Source organism: Acidimicrobiales bacterium (assembly GCA_030747595.1).
GTDB lineage: Bacteria > Actinomycetota > Acidimicrobiia > Acidimicrobiales > MedAcidi-G1 > UBA9410.
The window spans coordinates 89543-108609 of sequence record JASLKK010000006.1 but is presented as its reverse complement, the minus strand read 5'-3'; the positions used below and the strand labels follow the sequence as shown (position 1 = coordinate 108609).

The following is a 19067-nucleotide window of genomic DNA, read 5'->3' as shown; positions in this document are numbered from 1 at the left end:
GGCAATGTCGTTCCAGGTCACGTGGCCTCCTAGTTTTCGGGGGCGTCTGGCCCTGATCGTGATGGCCGGACTCGCCATCCGACTGGCCCACCTGATCCTCATCGCCGCGGACAACCCGCTCAGCGGCGATGCCTCCAGCTACCACCTTGCCGCCAACCTATGGGCCGACGGCCTGGGCTTTCCAGAACCCTTCCGCCACCTCTTCGGCGGCATGGATGTGGTGCCGATCTCCAATGGCGCAACCTCTGTGGTGGAAACCCCGATCGGCCACCTAGAACGAACGGCCGGCCACCCACCGGTGTGGGCCATGCTGTTGGGGGTCTTTTCCTTTCTTGGAGCAACGTCGATCATCGAGCAGCAGGTGGTGTCGGCTCTTCTGGGGGCGCCGGCCATCATTCTTATGGGCCTGCTCGGCCGGGAGGTCCGCTCCGAAAGACTTGGGTTAATCGCCGCCGCGATAACTGCCACCTACGCCTTCGTGTGGGTCAACGACGGACTACTAATGGCCGAGACACCGGCAATCGCGTTCGCGGCGGCCACCATGCTGGTCGGCGTCCGCTTCTGGCGCTCGCCGACACGTCGAGCCGCAGCACTCCTGGGTCTGATTGGTGGTCTCGCCGCGCTCACCCGAGCCGAGTTGGTGCTCTTCCTGCCTCTGGTGACGGCCGTGGTCCTAGGCCGGGCCGCCCTTCCCTGGCGGGAACGCCTCATCCGGTACGGCATCTGCGGCCTCACCGCGATTCTCCTGTGCCTCCCGTGGTTCGTCCGCAACACGATGGCTTTCGAGACGCCGGTCCTGTTCTCCAACGGGATGGGGACCGTCCTGGTCCAATCCAACTGCGACGCCACCTACTTCGGATCGGACCTCGGTTACTGGAATCTGGATTGCGGTCTACCTATCCCCTACGGAACGGACGGCCGCCTACTTGGTGAGGTCGAGCGCGACGAGGTAGTGCGCGAACGGGCCACCTCCTACATCTCTGCCAACCGGGGGCGCCTGCTCTCAGTAGTTGTACCGGCACGGGTTGGTCGAATGTGGGGTGTCTATGACCCCATCGGGCAGATACGGCGTGACGTGCTGGCGGACCGTCGGTCGTTCGCCGTCTCGGCCCTCGGCCTGGTGCAGTTCGCCCTCCTAGTTCCCGCCGCGGTGGCCGGCGTTATCATCGTCCGACGTCGACGGGGGCCGCTCCTGGTGCTGGCCGCGTGGATTCCCATAGCGACGCTCACTGCGGCCAGCGCCTTTGGCAACACGCGGTACCGGACGGCCGCGGAGACCTCAATCGTGATCTTGGCCGCCGTGGCCGCCGAGGCCTTCCTCGATTGGCGGACCCGACGCCAGCCCGCAGATCAGCCGGAGGTTCAACCCGAGGATGTCACCATGGCTGCACAAGCCCCCGGCGGATCGTCGTACCGGGCGTCCGTCGTCCACTCCCCCGCCCACCATTCGCCCGAGGGCTCGGGTACGTCGAATCGATCCACCAGCAGGTCGGCCACCGCCTGACCCAGTAAGGCCGCTCCCCCCGGACATAGGTGTCCGTCGTCACGGCCATCGCGGACCTTCCGTACCTGGACGTTCCGTCCCGTTACTCCGGCCCGAAATCGTGTGAAGGCGCCCGCTTCATCACCCAGAAGAGACCCGGTGGGGAGATGATCAACGTCGGAACGCCGGTCAGCGAGGTCACCGAAGAGGCCGTTGGCCGTCTGCCGAGCCTCCTCGATGCCCTCACCCGGAGGGGTCGGCGGCATGGCCAACCACACCACGTGTGCCCCGTCGGCCGTCAGGTAATCGGCGACCTCGTCCAGACGTATCGCATAGGCAGTCGGGTCAGCCACGATCTCGCCGAGGTCCCAACCGCCGAGCATCACCACCACCACAGCGGGGTCGTCGGACAACACATCAGCCAGATAATCGTCGATCCCTGGACGTAGAAGGCCGACCCCACCAATGGACCGTGTGTCGACTACCACCGACCCGGTGGCCTCCAGGGCTGCGCGCAACCCCGGATCGGCGTCGTAGGTCACGCTGTCTCCAATGGACACCACCCGTAGCGACCGGTCACTGATCAGCGCCAGTAGGACGACCAGGGCCGCTCCGATCACCAGCAGGGGAAGGAGCACCCTGCGGCGCGTCCCAGCCCAGTGCGTGGAACCAATCGGGGAGCCAGACATGTGGCGAGGGTACGACCCAGGGAGCGTCGGACTCCGGACCGGCCCGGAGGAGCGGATCAGCGACCGGTAGTATCACCAGCCCATGACCCGCTCCCGGCCAACCCGACGGCAGTGGCTGGCGGTCGCCGCCCTGCTGGTTGGCCTCTGGGTTCTCCTCGCCCCATTTAGCCGACCGTTGCCGGGAGGAGAGCCATTCTCGTTCGAGGCCACCCCGGAGATCGGGTGCCGTACTCCGGTGGCCGGAATGCTCGGAGACGACCAGCCGATTGCCGAGGTGTACACCTCGCCCCTTCCAATCATGGGCGATCCCGTCGTGGAAAGCGCAGTGGACTGCACTGGTCGAGCCCGATTCCGCGTCGCCGTCGGCGGTCTGTTACTAATCGCGTCGGTGGTCATGGCAGCCAGAAGTGGTCGGCCCGTAGACCGGGACGTCCAATGACCGGCCCGGCCAACGGTGGGCACGCCGATGACGGACAAGATCTGACCCCCACGGCGGATCTCCTTAATCTGGTCTTCGGCTTCGAACCTCCTATCGGATCCGATCTCCTCGACTGGTACTACCGGGGAAATCCGGAAGGCAAGGCCTCGGTGGGCACGGCGCATGACGACGGGCGTCTCGTCGGCAACTACACCCTGGTGCCGGTTCGGTTCCACGCCGCTGATGGTTCGGGCCCGGGCCGCGACCTACGACTGGGGTTAGGCGTGGACCTGGTCACCCATCCCCAAGCTCGGGGGTCCGGCGCCTTTCGCCGCGCCGTGGAGGACAGCTACCGGGTAGGCACCGCCGACGGTTTGGACGGCATTCTCGGAGTCGCCAACGCCAAGTCCCTGCCTCGAATGGTCGGGACCTTCGGCTGGCGGCACCTGCCTGACTTGGGAGCCCGGTTCCTGGCCCCCGTTCCCGATGGCGTCCCGGTCACCAGCCATCCGGTTGACGCAGACCTCCTGGGCGGCCCACTTCTCGACAAGGTCCTTCCTCTCCCGAGCACGCCCCCGTCCGCCGGACACGGCGCCCGATGGACGGCCGAACTCCTGCGATGGCGTCTGGCCCGACCAGGAGCGCGCTACGTCCTCCACGTCCGCGAGGACGTAGCCCTCGTCAGTACGAGCAGACGCCATGGCCCGTTCCAGGTAGCCGTCCTACTGAAAGTTCTGGCGCGGCGCTCCGGCGTCGACACCATGTCGGCCCAGGGCATCGCCGCCGTACTGGCCCGGCACCACCGCACGCCACTGGTCCTGCACTGGGGGGCCAACCCTCTGCTACGAGGTAGAGGCTTCCCGTTGCCTCGTCGCCTCATGCCCAGTCCGCTAGGCATCGTGCTCCACGCCTTCGATGACAACGGTGTCCCCCGACTGGTCGAAGAGGACCTGGCCCTAACAGCCTTCGAATTCCTCGACTTCGACGCATACTGATCATCGTGCGAACCGCCGTCATCATCCCGGCCTTCAATGAGGTTGACGCCCTGCCCGCGGTTCTCGCCGACCTTGCCGCCCATGTCCCAGACCACTACGTGATTGTGGTCGACGACGGATCCAACGACGGCACGCACCTCGCAGCGGTAGACGGCGGCGCCACCTGCCTCCGTCTTCCCTTCAACCTGGGCATCGGCGGTGCCCTCCGACTGGGTTTCCGACATGCCGTACGCGAGGGCTACGACCGGGCCTATCAGTTCGATGCTGACGGCCAGCACGACGCCACCCAGATCACGGCGCTGCTCACCGCCCTCGACGACGCTGACATGGTCATCGGTAGCCGCTTCGCCGATGACGGGGGCTATCAGGTGGGCCGGAGTCGGGGGGTGGCCATGGCGCTCCTGCGGCGACTCGTGGGCGCCATCAGCGGTCAACGGTTCACCGACACCTCGTCGGGTTTTCGCGCCTTCAGCCGACCAGTGCTGGAGTTCTTCGCCACCGAGTACCCCATGGAGTACATGGAGTCGGTGGAGGCCCTGGTCCTGGCCGTACGCCACGGATTCACCGTGCGCGAGGTGCCGATTACCATGCGAGACCGCTCGGCGGGGACAGCGTCAAACCGCAACCTCCGCTTGGCTTACCACTTCGTCCGCCTACTCATCGTCCTGGTGGCCGGCGGGCCCGGCAGCCGGCCACGACGGACCCATGGGTCCCGGAAGGTGGAAACGACATCGTGACCGGTCCAACGCACGCTCTCCTGGCCGCCCTCACCGTGGTGGCCGTCTTGGTCATCATCCGGCTCGTGCGGCGAGGCGCTCTGAAGGCCAAGTACTCAGTCCTCTGGCTGACGGTTGGCCTTGTACTGGCCGTGGCCGCCTCGGTACCCACCCTTCTGGATCGACTCGCCGACCGCCTGGGCATCTGGTATCAGCCCACGCTCTTCCTGCTGCTGGCCATCGGCTTCCTGCTGCTGGTTGCCATGCATTTTTCCTACGAACTCTCCCGTCTGGAGAAGCGGGTACGTGCACTGGCCGAGGAACTGGCGCTATTGCGAGGGCCAGTGGAGGGCTCTGCCTCCACTAAACCTGCGTCGATCAGCGACGTCGTCAAGAGATCTAGCGACAACGATCCAGGAGAGACCCGGCGTTCCGACGGTGCCCCAGACGAGGAGCAGAGCTAGGAACGGGGTGCCACCCAGCCGTCCCCCACCAGACGGTCCTCCAACTGGCGGGCCAGTAGGTCGGCCCCCACCTCGTGGAAGTGCACACCATGCTCTTTTCGCAGCGGCACCTCGGCACCGGTTTCATCCCGCAGGACCTCCCGATAACTCCCGTCGTTGTCACCCAGGACGGCCATGCTCTCGAGCATGGTGGCCCCCGCCCCCCAGGCATCGGTGGTCTCGATCCAGATGGCGTTCAGGTCATCAGTCAGGTACCTGGCGTCGCGCATCCGTGGGGTGGTCCACCAGTACACGTGGGCTCCACCCGCCCGCCAATGGGCGATCGCCTCGTCGGCCCTGAGCGCGAGGATCTCCCGCCATTGCCGACTCCCCGGAACGAGATCCAAACCCTCAATCGCGTGCCCCTCGAACTCATTGGCGCCAATCATGACCACCACGACGTCGGGCGACACGTCGGCCACTAGCCGGTCGTAGTCGACCAGTACGTCGTCGTCCCAGTCCCAGTGGGGCACGGTGAACCCGAAGCCCAGGGCACCCTTCCCTACTACCCGCACATCGGACCGCTGGCCCAGCACGCGCTCCAGGCCGTACTGCAGGTCGAGCATTAGCGAGTCACCCACAGCGAGGATCCTTAGTGGCTGTTCAGCGTCGCCTACTCGTGGGGGGCGTGCGATCGGAGGGGCATCAGAAGCCAGCCGGTCTTGAGAGGTCGGCGGAGCCTCGTTTGTCAGCAGGGCTTCAGAACTGGAAGGAGCCTGAGAGTTGGACGTGGCTTCAGGGGTCGACGAGGTAACGGGAGTCGGCCGAACTGCCGGATCGGCGACGGCCGGGGCCGCACGGTCAAGGAGGTCCTCGACGTACCGCAAAGGGGCATCAAGTGAGAGGCGCCGGGACAGTTTCCCCATCGGGTCGGCCCAAGCACGCGTCGTGGCCCGCTCCCAACCGGCATCACGGGTGTCGGCCCACGTGTCTACGGTGTCGGGTGCCAGGAGGCTGGCGCCAACCAGTACCAGCGTCAGGATCCCAAGTAGCCGAGCGGCCCGTCGGCGTGGGCTCGGGTCCTGCTCCCTCATGGGCCGGGGATAATAGTGGGAGGCTGTTTCACTACCGCGGATGTTGCGATTATGTTACGGGAATGCCGCGATCGTTGATTGTGGTTCGTTTACACTTTTCTTCAGCGGTTCCGGTCCGGTCAACCGGAGACAGGGATCGCCAAACAAACAAAGGGGTTACCAACATCATGATGGCAACAATTCTTACGCTCATCGTTCTGGCAATGATCTTCCAGGGCGTGCTGGCCGTTCTCAACAGCATCCTCGACACCGTTGGTGTCAACTCGATTCTTGGGTCGGTTCCCGTCGTGGGATCCAACCTCAACCTGATCTGGGCGTATCTCTTCGTCGTGATCAGTGATATCGGGGGCTGGGGCTATGGGGCCTCTACCGAGATCCTGGGCATGGGCGACTTCGGTTCCGACGTCGGCTCTGCTCTTGCGATCACGGCCTTCATCCCTGTCAAGGACGCTGCTCTTTCGGCGCTCAGCAAGGGCGTAGCTCGCTAATCAAGTTCGAGCAGGAAAGCCCCGTCTCCTCCGGGAGACGGGGCTTTCCTCGTTTTAGGGGCCGGCACGTCCACCGTGAACGTCCACCTGGGACCGGTGCACGAACGTGTGTTCGGGTCTCGGTACAATGGGGCCGTGCCCAACGTCCTCCTCCCCGGCCCCTCGGGCCTTCAGGGGAGCCTCTTCGGTGGCGGTCCACTCCGACTTTCACTGCTCGAGTCCACCGTCCGACACACCGACCTGGATGACGACTGCAGGATTGACTATGTGGCCGGATGGATAGCCGGAGCTGACGAGTTGTTCCTCGACCTCCTCGCAGGCCTTCCCTGGCAGAGTCACCGTCGGTGGATGGTCGACCACGAGGTTGTAGAACCTCGACTCTCGACCAGCATCAGCGAACCGTCGGCTCCCCTGCGCGCGATGGCCGATTCCCTCACGGACCACTACTACCGGGGCTACGTGGCCGCCTGGGCCAACCTCTACCGGAATGGCCACGACAGTGTGGCCTGGCACGGTGACCGGCATCGTCCGGGCAGCCTCCACGATGACGTGGCCCTCATCTCGACAGGTGCCCCCCGTACGTTCCGAGTTCGCCCGCGCGGTGGCGGGCCCTCGCTGGCATGGACTCTCACAGCTGGCGACCTGCTCGTGATGCGTGGGCCGGTCCAGCAGCGGTTCGAGCACTGCGTACCCAAGGCGTCCTCTGCTGGCCCGCGGATCAGCGTCGCCTTCCGTTGTCCCAGTGGTCGCGAGTTTGACCAGGTTGTTAATTCCGGTCCGTCCGGGCCCCGCCGTCTGGACCACCGGCTGTGAGCCAGCAGGGGCCGACTCCTGTTACCTGACCAGCGGCCGGTACCTTCAATCGAGCGATCAGCGCCACACGGCTGAAGCCACGAGAGGATGCGACATGGGACGGTTTGACGGACGGGTGGCCCTCATAACCGGAGCGGCTTCGGGAATAGGGCGGGCCACCGCTCTGCGCATGGCCGGCGACGGGGCGAAGATCGTGGGCTTCGACCGGGACGTTGCGGGTCTCGACGCCGTGGCCGCCGAAGTGGTCGCCTCCGGAGGCGCCATGACCACGGTTGCCGGCGACGTCTCCAGGCGGACCGACTGCGGCGCAGCGGTGGACGCGGCAGTGGCAACCCACGGGCGCCTCGACGTCCTAGCCAATATCGCCGGCGTGGTGTGGGCTGAGCGCGTGGCCGATATCACCGAGGAGGGCTGGAACCGCATGATGGAAATCAACGTGTCAGGCAGTTTTTGGTGTGCTCAGGCTGCGCTCCCCCATCTGATCGAAAGCCGCGGCAACATCGTGAATATCGCTTCGAACGCCGGCCTAATGGGACAGGCCTACACGGTGGCCTACAGCACCACGAAGGGCGCGGTGGTCAACATGACCCGGGCACTAGCCATGGAGTACGTCAAGGAGCCTGTCCGGATCAACGCCGTAGCACCGGGCGGCGTCAACAGTCCCATGAGCCAGAACTTCAAGATGCCCGACGACCTCGACTTTTCCCTGATGCAGCCCTACATGGGCTTCCGAAAGATGGCGGACCCAAGCGAACTGGCCAACGTGATCGCCTTCGTGGCGTCCGACGAGGCCAGTCGCATGCACGGGGCCATCGTCTCAGTGGACGGTGGCCTGACCGCGGGCTGACCCGACTACCGTCGGATCCATGGATCGGCCCTACGTCCTCGGTGTGGACCTCGACGGTGTGTGCGGGGACTACACAGAGGCATTCCGTACCGTGGTAGCCGAAGAGTTGGGATGTTCGCTAGACGATCTTCCGCTGGAACGTTCTTGGGATTTCTCCGAGTGGGGCCTGGACGAAGAAGAATTCGAGCGCCTCCACCACCATGCGGTAACCGAGCGTCGGATCCTCTCGTGGATGCCGGTTCTTGAGGGGGCGGCCGACGTCCTCTGGCGACTCTCTGATGCCGGTGTGTGGATCCGGATCATCACCCATCGTCTCTATGTCAACTGGAGCCACGCCACTGCCATTGCCGACACTGTCGAGTGGCTGGACCGGGTACGTATCCCGTACCGCGACATCTGCTTCATGGGCGACAAGCCCGAAGTGGGTGCCGACCTCTACATCGACGACGGGCCCCATAACGTCGAAGCGCTTCGTGAGGTCGGCAATAGGGTCATCATTTTCGATGCGCCCTACAACCAGCATCTCGGTGGCACCCGGGCCCAGACGTGGACCGAATGCGAGCAGCTGGTGCTGCGCGACGCCGCCGACCGGGGCTACGAGTTCCAGGTATCGCTTCCCGGCCTCGACCAGGGCGCAGACCGACTCGACGATCCGGGCCCAGCCGACCCGGTAGCCGAAGCCGTCGATTAGCCCCGTCGGAAGTCGGGCGCCCGCTTCTCGGCGAAGGCCCTCGGGCCCTCCTTCGCGTCCCGAGAAGAGAATACGGCCCGACTAAGGGGCTCCTCAAAGGAATAGGCCTCGTCCTCGGTCATGCCCGGTGTCTCCCGAAGGGTACGGAGGATGGCTTCCACGGCCAGAGGGCCGTTAGACGCCACTGCTGCGGCGACCTCACGGGCCCGGTCCAACGCTGTTCCGTCGGGGACCACATGACCGATCAGGCCCAATGACTTCGCCTCGGTCGCCGACACGTGCTTCCCGGTGAGCAAGATGTCGGCCGCCTCGGTGAACGGAATCTGACGGGCCAGGCGGACCGCCGATCCACCACCCGGATACAGCGACCAGCGGGCCTCGGATACCCCGAACGTGGCGCTCTCCCCGGCCACCCGAATCTCCGTACCCTGGAGGATCTCGGTTCCCCCGGCGATGGCGTTCCCCTCCACGGCAGCGATCACCGGCACCCGGGGGTGACGGGTTTTGAGCAGGCCGTCATAGATCCAACCGGATCCGTCGCGCTCCATACGACCCGCCACGTCGTAGTCGTCGCTAGCGTCCACATCGCCTGCCATGGCCCGGAGGTCCATCCCGGCACAGAAGTGGTCACCGCTACCGGTGAGGATGCACACCCGGATGCTCTCGTCGGCGTCGATCTCGTCCCAGGCGTCGGCCAGACGGGCGAACATGGCCAACGTCATGGCGTTTCGCCGGGATGGGCGATTCATGGTGAGCACCATGACGGGGCCGTCACGGTCAATCAGTAGATCAGGCACTCGGTTCTCCTCGTTAGCCGGCGGCCAGGGACGGCAGGACTTCGTCGGCCATCAACTGCAGTGACTCCCAACCAATGGCCGGGTCGATGCCTCCACAGAGCGGATGGGAAACGGCCGCTCCGGTTTGGCGGATCAAGTCCACGCACTCCTCCGGGGTGAGGATGGCGTGCTGGCCGCCAGCCCGGAGGGTTGCCAGGTCGGTGGCGTCGACCTGCCAACTGGTGCGCTGGTCGGGCTTCTGCCACGAGGCATAGGCCCGGGCGTCGTATAGAAGATTCTCGCCGATGCGATTCCAAAGGCCATCGGGATCCCGGGTGACCAAGACGAGTCCCGGGCCGGACGGCATCATGCAGAAGGGGGTCTCGTGGCCCACCCGTGCAGATTCCGCCAGATAGGCGACCTCAAGTTCCGGGTCGTGCACGGCGGGTACGAACGGCAGGTGATGCTGGGCTGCCCGATATGCCGATACCTCTACCGAGCCGCCGACCGCCAACAACGAGTGGGGATCGCTGGCCGGACGCGGCGTCACCCACGCCGTGCGACCGTTCACCACGAACGGCTCTCCCTTCCATGCCTCAAGCATCGTGGCCAAACTCTCGTCGGTGGCCCGGCCTCGACGGGTCCGGTCCCGACTAAACATGGCGAACTCCTCGTCCCGATAGCCGACACCGGCCACCACGCTGATCCTGCCGGGGGCCATGAGGTCGATGGCCGCTATGTCCTCAGCCACCCGGAGTGGCTCGTGCAGGGGAAGCAATAGGGCCGAGACCGAGCAGAAGAGGTTGCGGGTGGCACCCAGGACACCGGCGGCCACGACTAAGGGGGCGCTCATGAAACCGTCCTCGGATCCGTGATGCTCTGACAGGACGACCCCGGCGAACCCGTGCTCGTCGGCAAATCGACACATCTCGAGCATCTCGGCGTACTGGCGTGCATGTGTCAGGTCGTCTACAAACGGCGGGATTCGCAGATCAAATCGGAGAAGGATCATCGATCGGCCTCATCGACGGGCGAGCAGGCGCGACCTTGGGCCAGCGCAGCAAAAGCGTCACGGGCAACCTCTAGGTCCTCCCGGTTGGTGATGCCGATCCAGTCCTCGTCGGTGTCGAGCACCTGTATCGACAGCCGACCCACGGCTCGCTGCTCATCTAACGCCTCGGGTAACAGGAACTCGGATGTCTCGGAGTAGCGGTGTTCGTCATGAAAGGCCATCCACTGTTCCCTCAGTGCCTCGATGGCAGCCAAAGGAAGGGCCCAGATGTTCATCGAGACCGGGGTCTCTGGTGACAGCTCACCAGGCGGGTCGGCGGCACGAATGACCTCTCCTTGAGCTTCGTTGCTATCGCGGCCGATGCCGTGGGTCTCGACAAGGCCCGCTAGACGGCCATCGGAATCCCGACGGCACACGCCCCGCGAGACCGTCCCGGTGGCCGGCAGGGTTTGCCCGAGACGAAATCCGAGCATGGCAGCGACAGGCATCTGTCCTACCGGTTCGGCAACCGCGGCCACTATTCGGGCAATGCCGGTGGGGCCATAGTGGTCGTCGGCGTTGAGCACCACCACCGGACCATCGAGTACAGCGTGGGCGCTGACCACGGCGTGGCCGGTCCCCCACGGCTTGGCCCTCGCTGGTCCGAAGGCGTCCTGATGCACCATCACCAGGTCGAGATCATCGCCATGCTGGGCCATCAGGTGCCTACGGATGTCCCTGTCGAGGTCGGTCCGTCCGATCACCACCACCCGCGTTACACCAGCCAATGCCGCCTCACGAATGGAATGGTCGAGAATGGCCGATCCCTGCGGGCCCACGGGGGCCAACTGCTTGGTGCCCCCGAAACGCGATCCCAGGCCGCCAGCTAGGAGCAGCAGGCTGATCACGGGTTCAGTAGTCATCACGGCGGGCCATCATCGTCCGAGCCGGGTCAGTCGGCGGCAGCGTTGGGGTCCCGTTCGCCTCGCAGAAAGGCTGCCCGGGCCTCATCTCCCCGACCCAGCAGGTTCAATTCGAAGGTGAAACCCTGCTCGAAGCGATAGCTGGTTCGGACATCCACCGGATCGATTCCGTTCATCGATGCCTTAGCAGCACGGATGACCGACCCGTCCTTAGAGGCAATGGTGGCCGCCACCTCGACAGCCGATGCGGCAAGATCATCAGCTGGTACAACCCGTAGGACCGAGCCATAGCCGTGTAGTTCCTCGGCGCTTGCCGGCTCGCAGCTGTAGAGCATCCAGCGGGCCCGGTGTGCTGGCACGAGACGCATTAGGTGGGTGGCGGCGCCCAGCGCCCCGTTATCCACCTCGGGAAGGCCGAAGCCCACCCCCTCTGCCGCAACGATCACGTCTGCGTTGCCCACCAGACCGATCCCGGTTCCCAGACAGAACCCGTTGACGGCCGCCACCACCGGTATGGCGCATTCGTAGACCGCCCGGAAGGCCTCCGCACACGATCGGTTGGCCTCCACCAACCCGAGATGCCCGCCATCGGTATCCATTGCCTGAATCTCCTTGATATCCACGCCGGCGCAGAAGCCCCGCCCCTCGGCGGTCAGGACCACCGCTCGAACGTCGTTGCGTTTGCCGTAACCGTCCAGCAGGGCGGCCAGGCCATAGGTGTCGGCGATGCCCAGCGCATTGACCGGCGGGTTGTCCATGGTGATGGTGGCCACACCATCAGTGACCGTCTCGTGCAGTGCCATCGTCTCTCCTCTGTCGTCCCCTCAGCCCATCACTTCACGGTGTGATCAGCGCCGGACCAGGACCGAAGATCCGTGGCCGAACAGTCCCTGATTCGCGCTCACTCCTACTCGGGCGCCGTCAACCTGCCGGCCACCAGCCTGTCCTCGGAGCTGCCAGGTGAGCTCACAGACCTGGGCAATGGCCTGCGCTGGCACCGCCTCTCCGAAAGCTCCGAGCCCACCGCTGGGATTGACAGGGATTCGACCACCAATGGATGTCTCACCAGTCCTCAGGAGCGCCTCGGCCTCGCCCTCAGCACACAGGCCCAACTGCTCGTACCAGTCAAGTTCCAGAGCCGACGAGAGGTCGTACACCTCTGCCACATCGACGTCGGCGGGGCCCATCCCGGCCTCGGCGTACACCTGCGCTCCGATGGAATCCTTGAAGCCCAGCGCCGGTGGCTCCACGGCGGCCGCAGAATCCGTGGCCAGGTACGGAAGATCGATGACGGTGTCGGGGTAGGTGGGCGTGACCGTCGAAAGGCCGGCCACCCGTACCGGGTCGGTGACGCCCTTGGATCGGGCGTAATCCATAGAGCAGACCACCAAGGCCGCTCCCCCGTCGCTTGTCGCACAGATCTCCAGCAGTCGTAGCGGATCAGACACCACCGGGGAGTTGGCGACATCGTCCACGTCGTACTCCTTGGGGTACCGGGCGTTCGGATTATGGACGGCGTGGCGGCTGTTCTTGGCCTTCACCATGGCGAAATCTTCCGGCGTAGCACCGTAGAGGGCCATACGGCGCCGGGCGTGGAGGGCGAAGTACACCGGGTTGGTTGCCCCGACCATGTGGAACCGCAACCAGTCCGTGTCGTCGGGCCGGTCGCCACTCGTCGGCGCCAGGAAACCTTTGGGGGTGGTGTCGGCCCCCACCACGACCGCCACGTCACACGCTCCGGAGAGGATCTGGCCACGGGCCACCGACAGAGCGGTGACCCCCGAGGCGCACGCCGCGTAACTGCTCGCCACCTGCGCGCCGTTGAAGCCCAGCGCCCGGGCGAACGTCGAACCGGACACGTAGCCCGGATACCCACAGCGGACCGTGATGGCTCCCGACACGAAGCCCACGTCGTTCCAGTCGACGTCGGCATCAGCCAGGGCCGCCCGTGCGGCATGGACCCCGTACTCGGTGAAATTGCGGCCCCACTTCCCCCACGGGTGCATTCCGACACCCAGGACGGCGACCTCCTCCATGGCTCCCTCCGGCATGGTCAAGCCCCCTTGTCAGCAGTCTCTTCGGCGATAACGGGTCGCCACTGCCACGTCAGGTGGTCGGTCTCATCATCCGCGTAAAGGACGCCCAACTCCAACTCGACCTCCATTCCCACCTCGAGATCGTCGACCGTCCAGCCCGGTGTCACCTGCCCCAAGACGACCATGCGTTCCATCTCAAGCTCGACGGCAGCCACCACTACCGGCACATAGGGCTCAGTGACGATGAACGGCGGAGGTGGCGGATAGGCGCTGTTGGTGAACGACCAGATCCGGCCCCTCCGGCTCAACAGAACCTCCTCGACCGATCCAGCTGGGCTACGAGGATCACTGCCTCCGAGGTGAAGCGGGAAGCAGTAACCGCCTGTCTCCAGGCGACCCCCGATCAACTGTGGTTCGTCGCCCATGGTGAAGAAGCCTTCGACGGCCGGCACGCGCTCCCGACCGGTGGTCGTCGTCATGTCACATTCCCTCTAAGCATCGGCGCCCTGTTGCATCTCAACGATCCTACGACGGCACCCACGGTGACAAGAACCTCGCCTGCACCTCCTCCGACGTGTCCGAGTAGGCCCAAACCCCAGGGACTCCAGTTCCAGCTCGTCGCTGGCCCCTCCCCAATGCCGATTGCATCGGGAGCCACCGGTACCGTCACCGCGATGAGCAACACCAACCGGCCGGCCTCAGACGACATCTCGGCCGATGACGCCGCATTTGTCGCTCGTGTCGAGGCCTTCCACGCAGAACACTGTGTTCGGATCGACGAACCAGCGGTTTCTGACGCCGGTCCGGATGATCCCGACGGCCTCATCGCTGCCCGGTCCTACCAGGGGGCGCTGACCGACGCCGGGTTGGCCGGGTTGGACATCCCCGCCGAGTACGGCGGGGCCGGCCTAACCGCCCACCACCAAGAGCTCTTTACCCGGGCCGCTGCTGCTTGGCACCGACCAGACTCTCCGCTCAGCATCTCGCACGGCATGTGCCTGCCCATGCTCGCCCAGTTCGGCACCCACGAACAAAAGTCATCCCACCTGCCCGGCGTGATCCGGGGCACCAACATCTGGTGCCAGATGTTCTCCGAGCCCGGCGCCGGTTCCGATGTGGCCGGATTGTCCACACGTGCAGTCCTCGACGGGGACGAGTGGATCCTCGACGGCCAGAAGGTTTGGACCTCGGGTGCCCACTACTGCGACTACGGCCTCGTGGTGGCCCGCACCGATCCCACCCTGCCCAAGCACCAAGGCCTGTCGATGTTTATCGTCGACCTTCGCACTTCCGGCGTCGAGATCCGGCCATTGGTCCAGATCTCCGGGGCGAAAGGCTTCAATGAGGTCTTCTTCAGTGACGTCCGGGTTCCGGCGGCCAACATCCTCGGTGACGTGAACCAGGGTTGGAATCTTGCGGTCTCCATGCTCATGTTCGAGCGGGTCTCCATAGGGGCCGGTGGTGGAGCCCTTAATGCTAAACGCAACCCAGAACTCATCCAGTTGGCGCGGGACCTTGGTCGGTCAGACGAACCGGTGATCCGCCAGGCCCTGGCCGCCCTCCACATCAGCGAGGAGATCAAGGGTTACATCGGGCGGCGCATCCGATCGGCGGTGGCCGCTGGGCGGGTTCCCGGTCCCGAGGGATCCATCGCCAAGCTGACCGGCGCACTAGTGGCACGCCAGGCCCGAGACACTGCAATGGCTATCGTCGGCACGGCTGGTCAGGCGTTCGGTCGACGTAGCGACGGTGACGAACTGGACGAACGAGCTATCGCTGGCCGGAAGTGGTCCGGCTTCTGCGTAAGCGCAGCGGGAATAAGCCTGGCCGGCGGCACCGACGAGGTGCAGCGCAACATCATCGGTGAACGGGTTCTGGGCCTGCCGAGGGAACCCGACCCCTTCAAGGGTGCCCCCTGGCAGGACATTCCCAGGAACTAATACCCGACGACGGCGAAACCCATGTTCATCGACCTCACCGGGGACCAAAAGGCCCTGCAACTGGAACTGCGTTCCTACTTCGACGAACTTATGACGCCCGAAATGAAGGACAGTGTCTCGAGCGCCGAGTTCGCCGAGAATCACGCGTACAAGGCCCTGATCAGACAGGTCGGAGTCGACGGCTGGCTGGGAGTGGGCTGGCCCGTCGAGTATGGGGGCAGGGGCTTCACTCCCATCGAGCAGTACATCTTCTACGACGAGTCACAGGCCGCCGGGTGTCCCATCCCGTTCCTGAGTACCAACACGGTCGGCCCGACGATTCGGCGGTTCGGCACCGACGCCCAGAAGGACTTCTTCCTCCAACGAATCCTGGCTGGGGTGATGCACTTCTCGATCGGCTATTCGGAGCCCGATGCCGGCACCGACCTAGCTGCTCTTCGTACCCGTGCAGTACGCGATGGCGACAACTGGGTGATCAACGGGCAGAAGCAGTTCACTAGCCTCGCCTATAACGCCGACTACGTGTGGCTGGCCGCCCGGACCGACCCTGATGCGCCGGCCCACAAGGGCATCACCATGTTCCTCGTGGACACCGACGATCCGGGCTTCACGATCCAACCCTTCGAGACGTTCGGCAACACCCACACCACCTCGACGTTTTACGATGACGTCCTGGTACCGGACTCAATGCGGGTAGGCGAGGTAAACGGCGGTTGGGGCCTGATAACCAACCAACTCAACCACGAGAGGGTGTCCTTGTTTCCGGGGGCACGATTGGTCCGGATCACCGCTGATGCCGTGGCCTGGGCTCGAGACACCATTGGCCCCGATGGTCTCCGGATCATCGACCACGAATGGGTGCGAGTGAAATTGGCCGAGTGTCGTGCGCTGGCCCGACACCTTGACCTGCTCAACTGGTACGTGGCATCGGAGAACACCAGTGGACGCATGAGTCCCGCTGACTCCTCCGCCATAAAGGTCCACGGCTCTGAGTCGATGCACCGCGTGTACACCCTCATCACCGAGGTGATCGGCGCCACCGGCCACCTGACGGAGGGATCGCCCGGAACCACGATCCTAAACGCCGTCGAGGCCTCCTACCGAAGTGTCTGGGTGCTCACCTTCGGTGGCGGTACCAACGAGGTGCAGCGCGACATCATCGGAATGGCCGGCCTGGGCCTTCCACGCCAGCAGCGTCGCCAATCAGAGGGAAGGTAGGGCCCGTGGACTTCACCCCCTCGGACGCCCAGCAGGCAATGGTGGGCCTTGCCGATCGAATCATGGGCGACCATCTGGACATCGGTCGACACCTTGCCGTCGAGACTGCCGGCGGATGGTTCGATCAGAACCTCTGGGAGGACCTCGCCTCCGCCGGACTCCTCGGCATAGCCCTCGGCGCCGATGTCGGCGGTAGCGGCCTAGACGTCGTGGCCCTAGCCCTTCTGTTGGGGGTCCAGGGATCCCATGTGGCACCCCTACCACTGCTCCCGTCGTCGGTCGCCGCCGTCATTGTGGACCGACATGGGTCCCATGAACAGCGCCATCGCCTGCTCCCAGACGTAGCCACCGGCGGCTGCATCCTCACCGTCGCTGTCCAGGAGTTCCTTGACGACCGCCTCTCACAGCCCTCCGTGACCTTCGAGGACGGCCTTCTGCACGGCACCAAGGTGGTGGTCGAGCACCTTGACGCCGCATCGCTCATTCTTGTCACCGTGCGAAGCCCGGATGGGCCCCGGTGCGTCCTGGTCGACCCGATGGCCGCTGGCATCGCCCGTGTGGAGGGAACCTCCACCCGGCGGCAACCCGTCTGGGAGGTCACTTTTGAGGCGACGCCGGCCGAACCCTTAGGCGACCACACGACGGTGAGCGATCTCCTAGATCACCTTCGGCTCGGCATCTCAGCAACCCAGCTGGGCGTGACCGAACGAGCGCTTTCCTTGACGGCCGAGTACACCTCAACCAGAGAGCAGTTCGGTCGCCCCATCGCCACCTTTCAGGCTGTGGGTCAACGGCTGGCTGACCAGTTCGTGAATGTTGGCGGCATACGACTTGCCACGCTCTCCGCGGCGTGGCGCCTCGCCAACGGCGAAGACGCCACGGAAGACTTGCTGGTATCCAAGTGGTGGGCCTCGGAACGGGCCACCGATGTGGCCAATGCCACCCAGCACTGCCATGGAGGCATAGGGGTGGCCGTCGACTATCCCCTCCACCGCTACACCCTCTGGAACAAGCACCTCACCGCCTCACTGGGCGCCGGAACACAGAGCCTCAGAGCTCTCGGCGACCACCTCGCCCGCTGACAACCTGGAAAATCTCGATGCCGCACCACGACCTCCTCATCATCGGTGCCGGATCCGGGAACTCGATCATCGGTCCGGAGCATGACGACTGGGACGTAGCCGTCGCAGAACCTTCGACGTTCGGCGGAACCTGCATGAACCGCGGCTGCATCCCATCCAAGATGCTGGTCTACGCGGCCGACGTCTGCCTGGCTGCCCGCCACGGCGACCAACTCGGCCTGCGGACCACGGCAGGCCAGGCCGATTGGCCGGCCATCCGGGATCGCATCTTCGGCCGGATCGACCCCATTGCCGATGCCGGACTCGCCTACCGCCAGTCGCTGGACAACGTGACCGTCTACCGCCATGCCGCCAGGTTCACGGGTGACCGTACGGTGATCCTCAACGGAACCGAGGTCACAGCCGATCGGATTGTGTTGGCCATGGGTGCACGTACCGTCGTGCCGCCTATCAGCGGTCTGACGGACGTGCCTTTCTGTACGTCGGACGATGTCATGCGGATCGATTCGCTTCCCGAGCACCTAGTCATTCTCGGAGGCGGGTTTATCGCGGTGGAGATGGCCCACGTGTTTGAAGGGTTGGGTAGCCGTGTCACCATTGTCCACCGTGGCGACTTGCTCCTCCGAGGTGCCGACACAGATGTACGACGTCGCCTCACCGAGGTCTACGGCAACCGGATGGGCTTACTCCTCAAGACGACCGTGGCCCATGTCAGACACGAGGCCGAGAGAACGAATACTGGAGGAGAGTCGGGCACCTTCCACCTTGAGTTGTCCGACGGAACGAAGCTAGAGGCCGACCAGCTGCTGGTGGCCACCGGTCGGACCCCTAACGGTGACCTGGCCGATGTGGCCGTCGGTGGCATCGCTGTCGACGAACGGGGATACGTGACGACCGACGAACAGCTCCGAACGTCGGCCGATTGCGTCTGGGCCCTGGGGGACGTCACCAATCCGGTGCAACTCAAGCACACGGCCAACGCCGAGGCCCGACTGGTAGCCCACAACCTCGTCCATCCTGACGACCCGTGGTCCATTGACCGTCGTTTCGTACCCCATGCGGTGTTCGGCCACCCCCAGGTGGGTTCCATCGGTCCCACCGAACAGGATCTGGTCGATTCTGGCCGCCCTTACCTGGTGGCCACACGGGATTACGCGTCAACCGCCTACGGGTGGGCCATGGAGGACACGACCGGCTTCGCCAAGGTCATGGCCGACCCGGAAACCCGGCTCCTGCTGGGCGCACACATCGTCGGCCCGCAGGCACCGACCCTGGTCCAGCAACTCATCCAGGGCATGGTGGCAGGTCAGACCGTCGACCAGATGGCCCACGATCAACTCTGGATCCATCCCGCCATGCCCGAACTCGTCGAACAGGCCCTCCTCGCGCTCTGATGCAAGCTGGACCCAGGCGGATACTCCCGC

20 protein-coding genes are annotated in these 19067 nt (G+C 65.0%); 13 read left to right on the top strand and 7 right to left on the bottom strand.

The annotated features are described in order from the left end of the window. The first annotated feature begins 4 nt into the window (after positions 1-4). The 5 genes from QF777_06540 (at position 5) to QF777_06520 (ending at position 4765) form a co-directional block, all read left to right on the top strand. Positions 5-1504: a glycosyltransferase family 39 protein gene (locus QF777_06540; GenBank protein MDP6911209.1), complete on the top strand. Its 1500-nt coding sequence runs from the start codon at positions 5-7 to the stop codon at positions 1502-1504. A gap of 750 nt (positions 1505-2254) precedes the next feature. After that, positions 2255-2611 carry a hypothetical protein gene (locus QF777_06535; GenBank protein ID MDP6911208.1) on the top strand — a complete coding sequence of 119 codons (357 nt, stop codon included), beginning with the start codon at positions 2255-2257 and terminating at the stop codon, positions 2609-2611. Then, positions 2608-3585, top strand: coding sequence for a GNAT family N-acetyltransferase (locus QF777_06530; protein ID MDP6911207.1), 978 nt, complete (start codon positions 2608-2610; stop codon positions 3583-3585). Before QF777_06535 ends, QF777_06530 begins: the two co-directional genes overlap by 4 nt. 5 nt (positions 3586-3590) lie before the next feature. Beyond that, positions 3591-4322, top strand: coding sequence for a glycosyltransferase family 2 protein (locus tag QF777_06525; GenBank protein MDP6911206.1), 732 nt, complete (start codon positions 3591-3593; stop codon positions 4320-4322). After that, on the top strand, positions 4319-4765 hold the full coding sequence (locus QF777_06520; protein ID MDP6911205.1) for a DUF2304 domain-containing protein: 447 nt from the start codon (positions 4319-4321) through the stop codon (positions 4763-4765). The genes QF777_06525 and QF777_06520 overlap by 4 nt, the downstream gene beginning before the upstream one ends. Here the strand turns inward: QF777_06520 and QF777_06515 are convergent. After that, positions 4762-5838 (bottom strand): hypothetical protein, encoded by a 1077-nt coding sequence (locus QF777_06515; protein MDP6911204.1) that lies wholly within the window; start codon positions 5836-5838, stop codon positions 4762-4764. The genes QF777_06520 and QF777_06515 overlap by 4 nt on opposite strands. A gap of 170 nt (positions 5839-6008) precedes the next feature. On the opposite strand from QF777_06515, the gene QF777_06510 reads away from it, so the two are divergent. The 4 genes from QF777_06510 (at position 6009) to QF777_06495 (ending at position 8677) form a co-directional block, all read left to right on the top strand. Further along, positions 6009-6326: a hypothetical protein gene (locus QF777_06510; protein MDP6911203.1), complete on the top strand. Its 318-nt coding sequence runs from the start codon at positions 6009-6011 to the stop codon at positions 6324-6326. Positions 6327-6461: 135 nt separating this feature from the next. Then, positions 6462-7139, top strand: a complete 678-nt coding sequence (locus QF777_06505; protein MDP6911202.1) for an alpha-ketoglutarate-dependent dioxygenase AlkB — start codon at positions 6462-6464, stop codon at positions 7137-7139. A 94-nt stretch (positions 7140-7233) separates the two neighbouring features. Then, positions 7234-7986: an SDR family oxidoreductase gene (locus tag QF777_06500; GenBank protein MDP6911201.1), complete on the top strand. Its 753-nt coding sequence runs from the start codon at positions 7234-7236 to the stop codon at positions 7984-7986. Positions 7987-8005: 19 nt separating this feature from the next. Continuing rightward, positions 8006-8677, top strand: a complete 672-nt coding sequence (locus tag QF777_06495) for a hypothetical protein (GenBank protein ID MDP6911200.1) — start codon at positions 8006-8008, stop codon at positions 8675-8677. Here QF777_06495 and QF777_06490 read toward each other — a convergent pair. The 6 genes from QF777_06490 to QF777_06465 are packed head-to-tail and all read right to left on the bottom strand — an operon-like array spanning position 8674 to position 13882. Further along, positions 8674-9474 carry a crotonase/enoyl-CoA hydratase family protein gene (locus QF777_06490; GenBank protein MDP6911199.1) on the bottom strand — a complete coding sequence of 267 codons (801 nt, stop codon included), beginning with the start codon at positions 9472-9474 and terminating at the stop codon, positions 8674-8676. The genes QF777_06495 and QF777_06490 overlap by 4 nt on opposite strands. A 13-nt stretch (positions 9475-9487) precedes the next feature. Beyond that, a complete protein-coding gene (locus QF777_06485) occupies positions 9488-10465 on the bottom strand; it encodes an LLM class flavin-dependent oxidoreductase (protein ID MDP6911198.1) in 978 nt (325 codons plus the stop codon). Next, positions 10462-11367: an NTP transferase domain-containing protein gene (locus tag QF777_06480; GenBank protein MDP6911197.1), complete on the bottom strand. Its 906-nt coding sequence runs from the start codon at positions 11365-11367 to the stop codon at positions 10462-10464. Before QF777_06480 ends, QF777_06485 begins: the two co-directional genes overlap by 4 nt. A gap of 29 nt (positions 11368-11396) precedes the next feature. Then, the gene (locus tag QF777_06475) at positions 11397-12170 is read right to left on the bottom strand and encodes an enoyl-CoA hydratase family protein (GenBank protein MDP6911196.1); all 774 of its coding nucleotides are present in this window, start codon (positions 12168-12170) and stop codon (positions 11397-11399) included. A gap of 45 nt (positions 12171-12215) precedes the next feature. After that, positions 12216-13418 (bottom strand): lipid-transfer protein, encoded by a 1203-nt coding sequence (locus QF777_06470; GenBank protein ID MDP6911195.1) that lies wholly within the window; start codon positions 13416-13418, stop codon positions 12216-12218. Positions 13419-13420: 2 nt separating this feature from the next. Next, positions 13421-13882 (bottom strand): OB-fold domain-containing protein, encoded by a 462-nt coding sequence (locus QF777_06465; GenBank protein MDP6911194.1) that lies wholly within the window; start codon positions 13880-13882, stop codon positions 13421-13423. Positions 13883-14077: 195 nt separating this feature from the next. Here QF777_06465 and QF777_06460 point away from each other — a divergent pair, with 195 nt between their 5' ends. From QF777_06460 to QF777_06445, 4 genes are read left to right on the top strand one after another with little or no spacing between them, the layout of a single operon-like run. Next, positions 14078-15343: an acyl-CoA dehydrogenase family protein gene (locus QF777_06460; protein ID MDP6911193.1), complete on the top strand. Its 1266-nt coding sequence runs from the start codon at positions 14078-14080 to the stop codon at positions 15341-15343. Between the two features lie 21 nt (positions 15344-15364). Beyond that, positions 15365-16561 carry an acyl-CoA dehydrogenase family protein gene (locus QF777_06455; GenBank protein ID MDP6911192.1) on the top strand — a complete coding sequence of 399 codons (1197 nt, stop codon included), beginning with the start codon at positions 15365-15367 and terminating at the stop codon, positions 16559-16561. A gap of 5 nt (positions 16562-16566) precedes the next feature. Then, on the top strand, positions 16567-17643 hold the full coding sequence (locus QF777_06450; protein MDP6911191.1) for an acyl-CoA dehydrogenase family protein: 1077 nt from the start codon (positions 16567-16569) through the stop codon (positions 17641-17643). A gap of 17 nt (positions 17644-17660) precedes the next feature. Beyond that, complete coding sequence (locus QF777_06445; protein MDP6911190.1) at positions 17661-19037, top strand: mycothione reductase; 1377 nt, start codon at positions 17661-17663, stop codon at positions 19035-19037. Positions 19038-19067 lie beyond the last annotated feature (30 nt).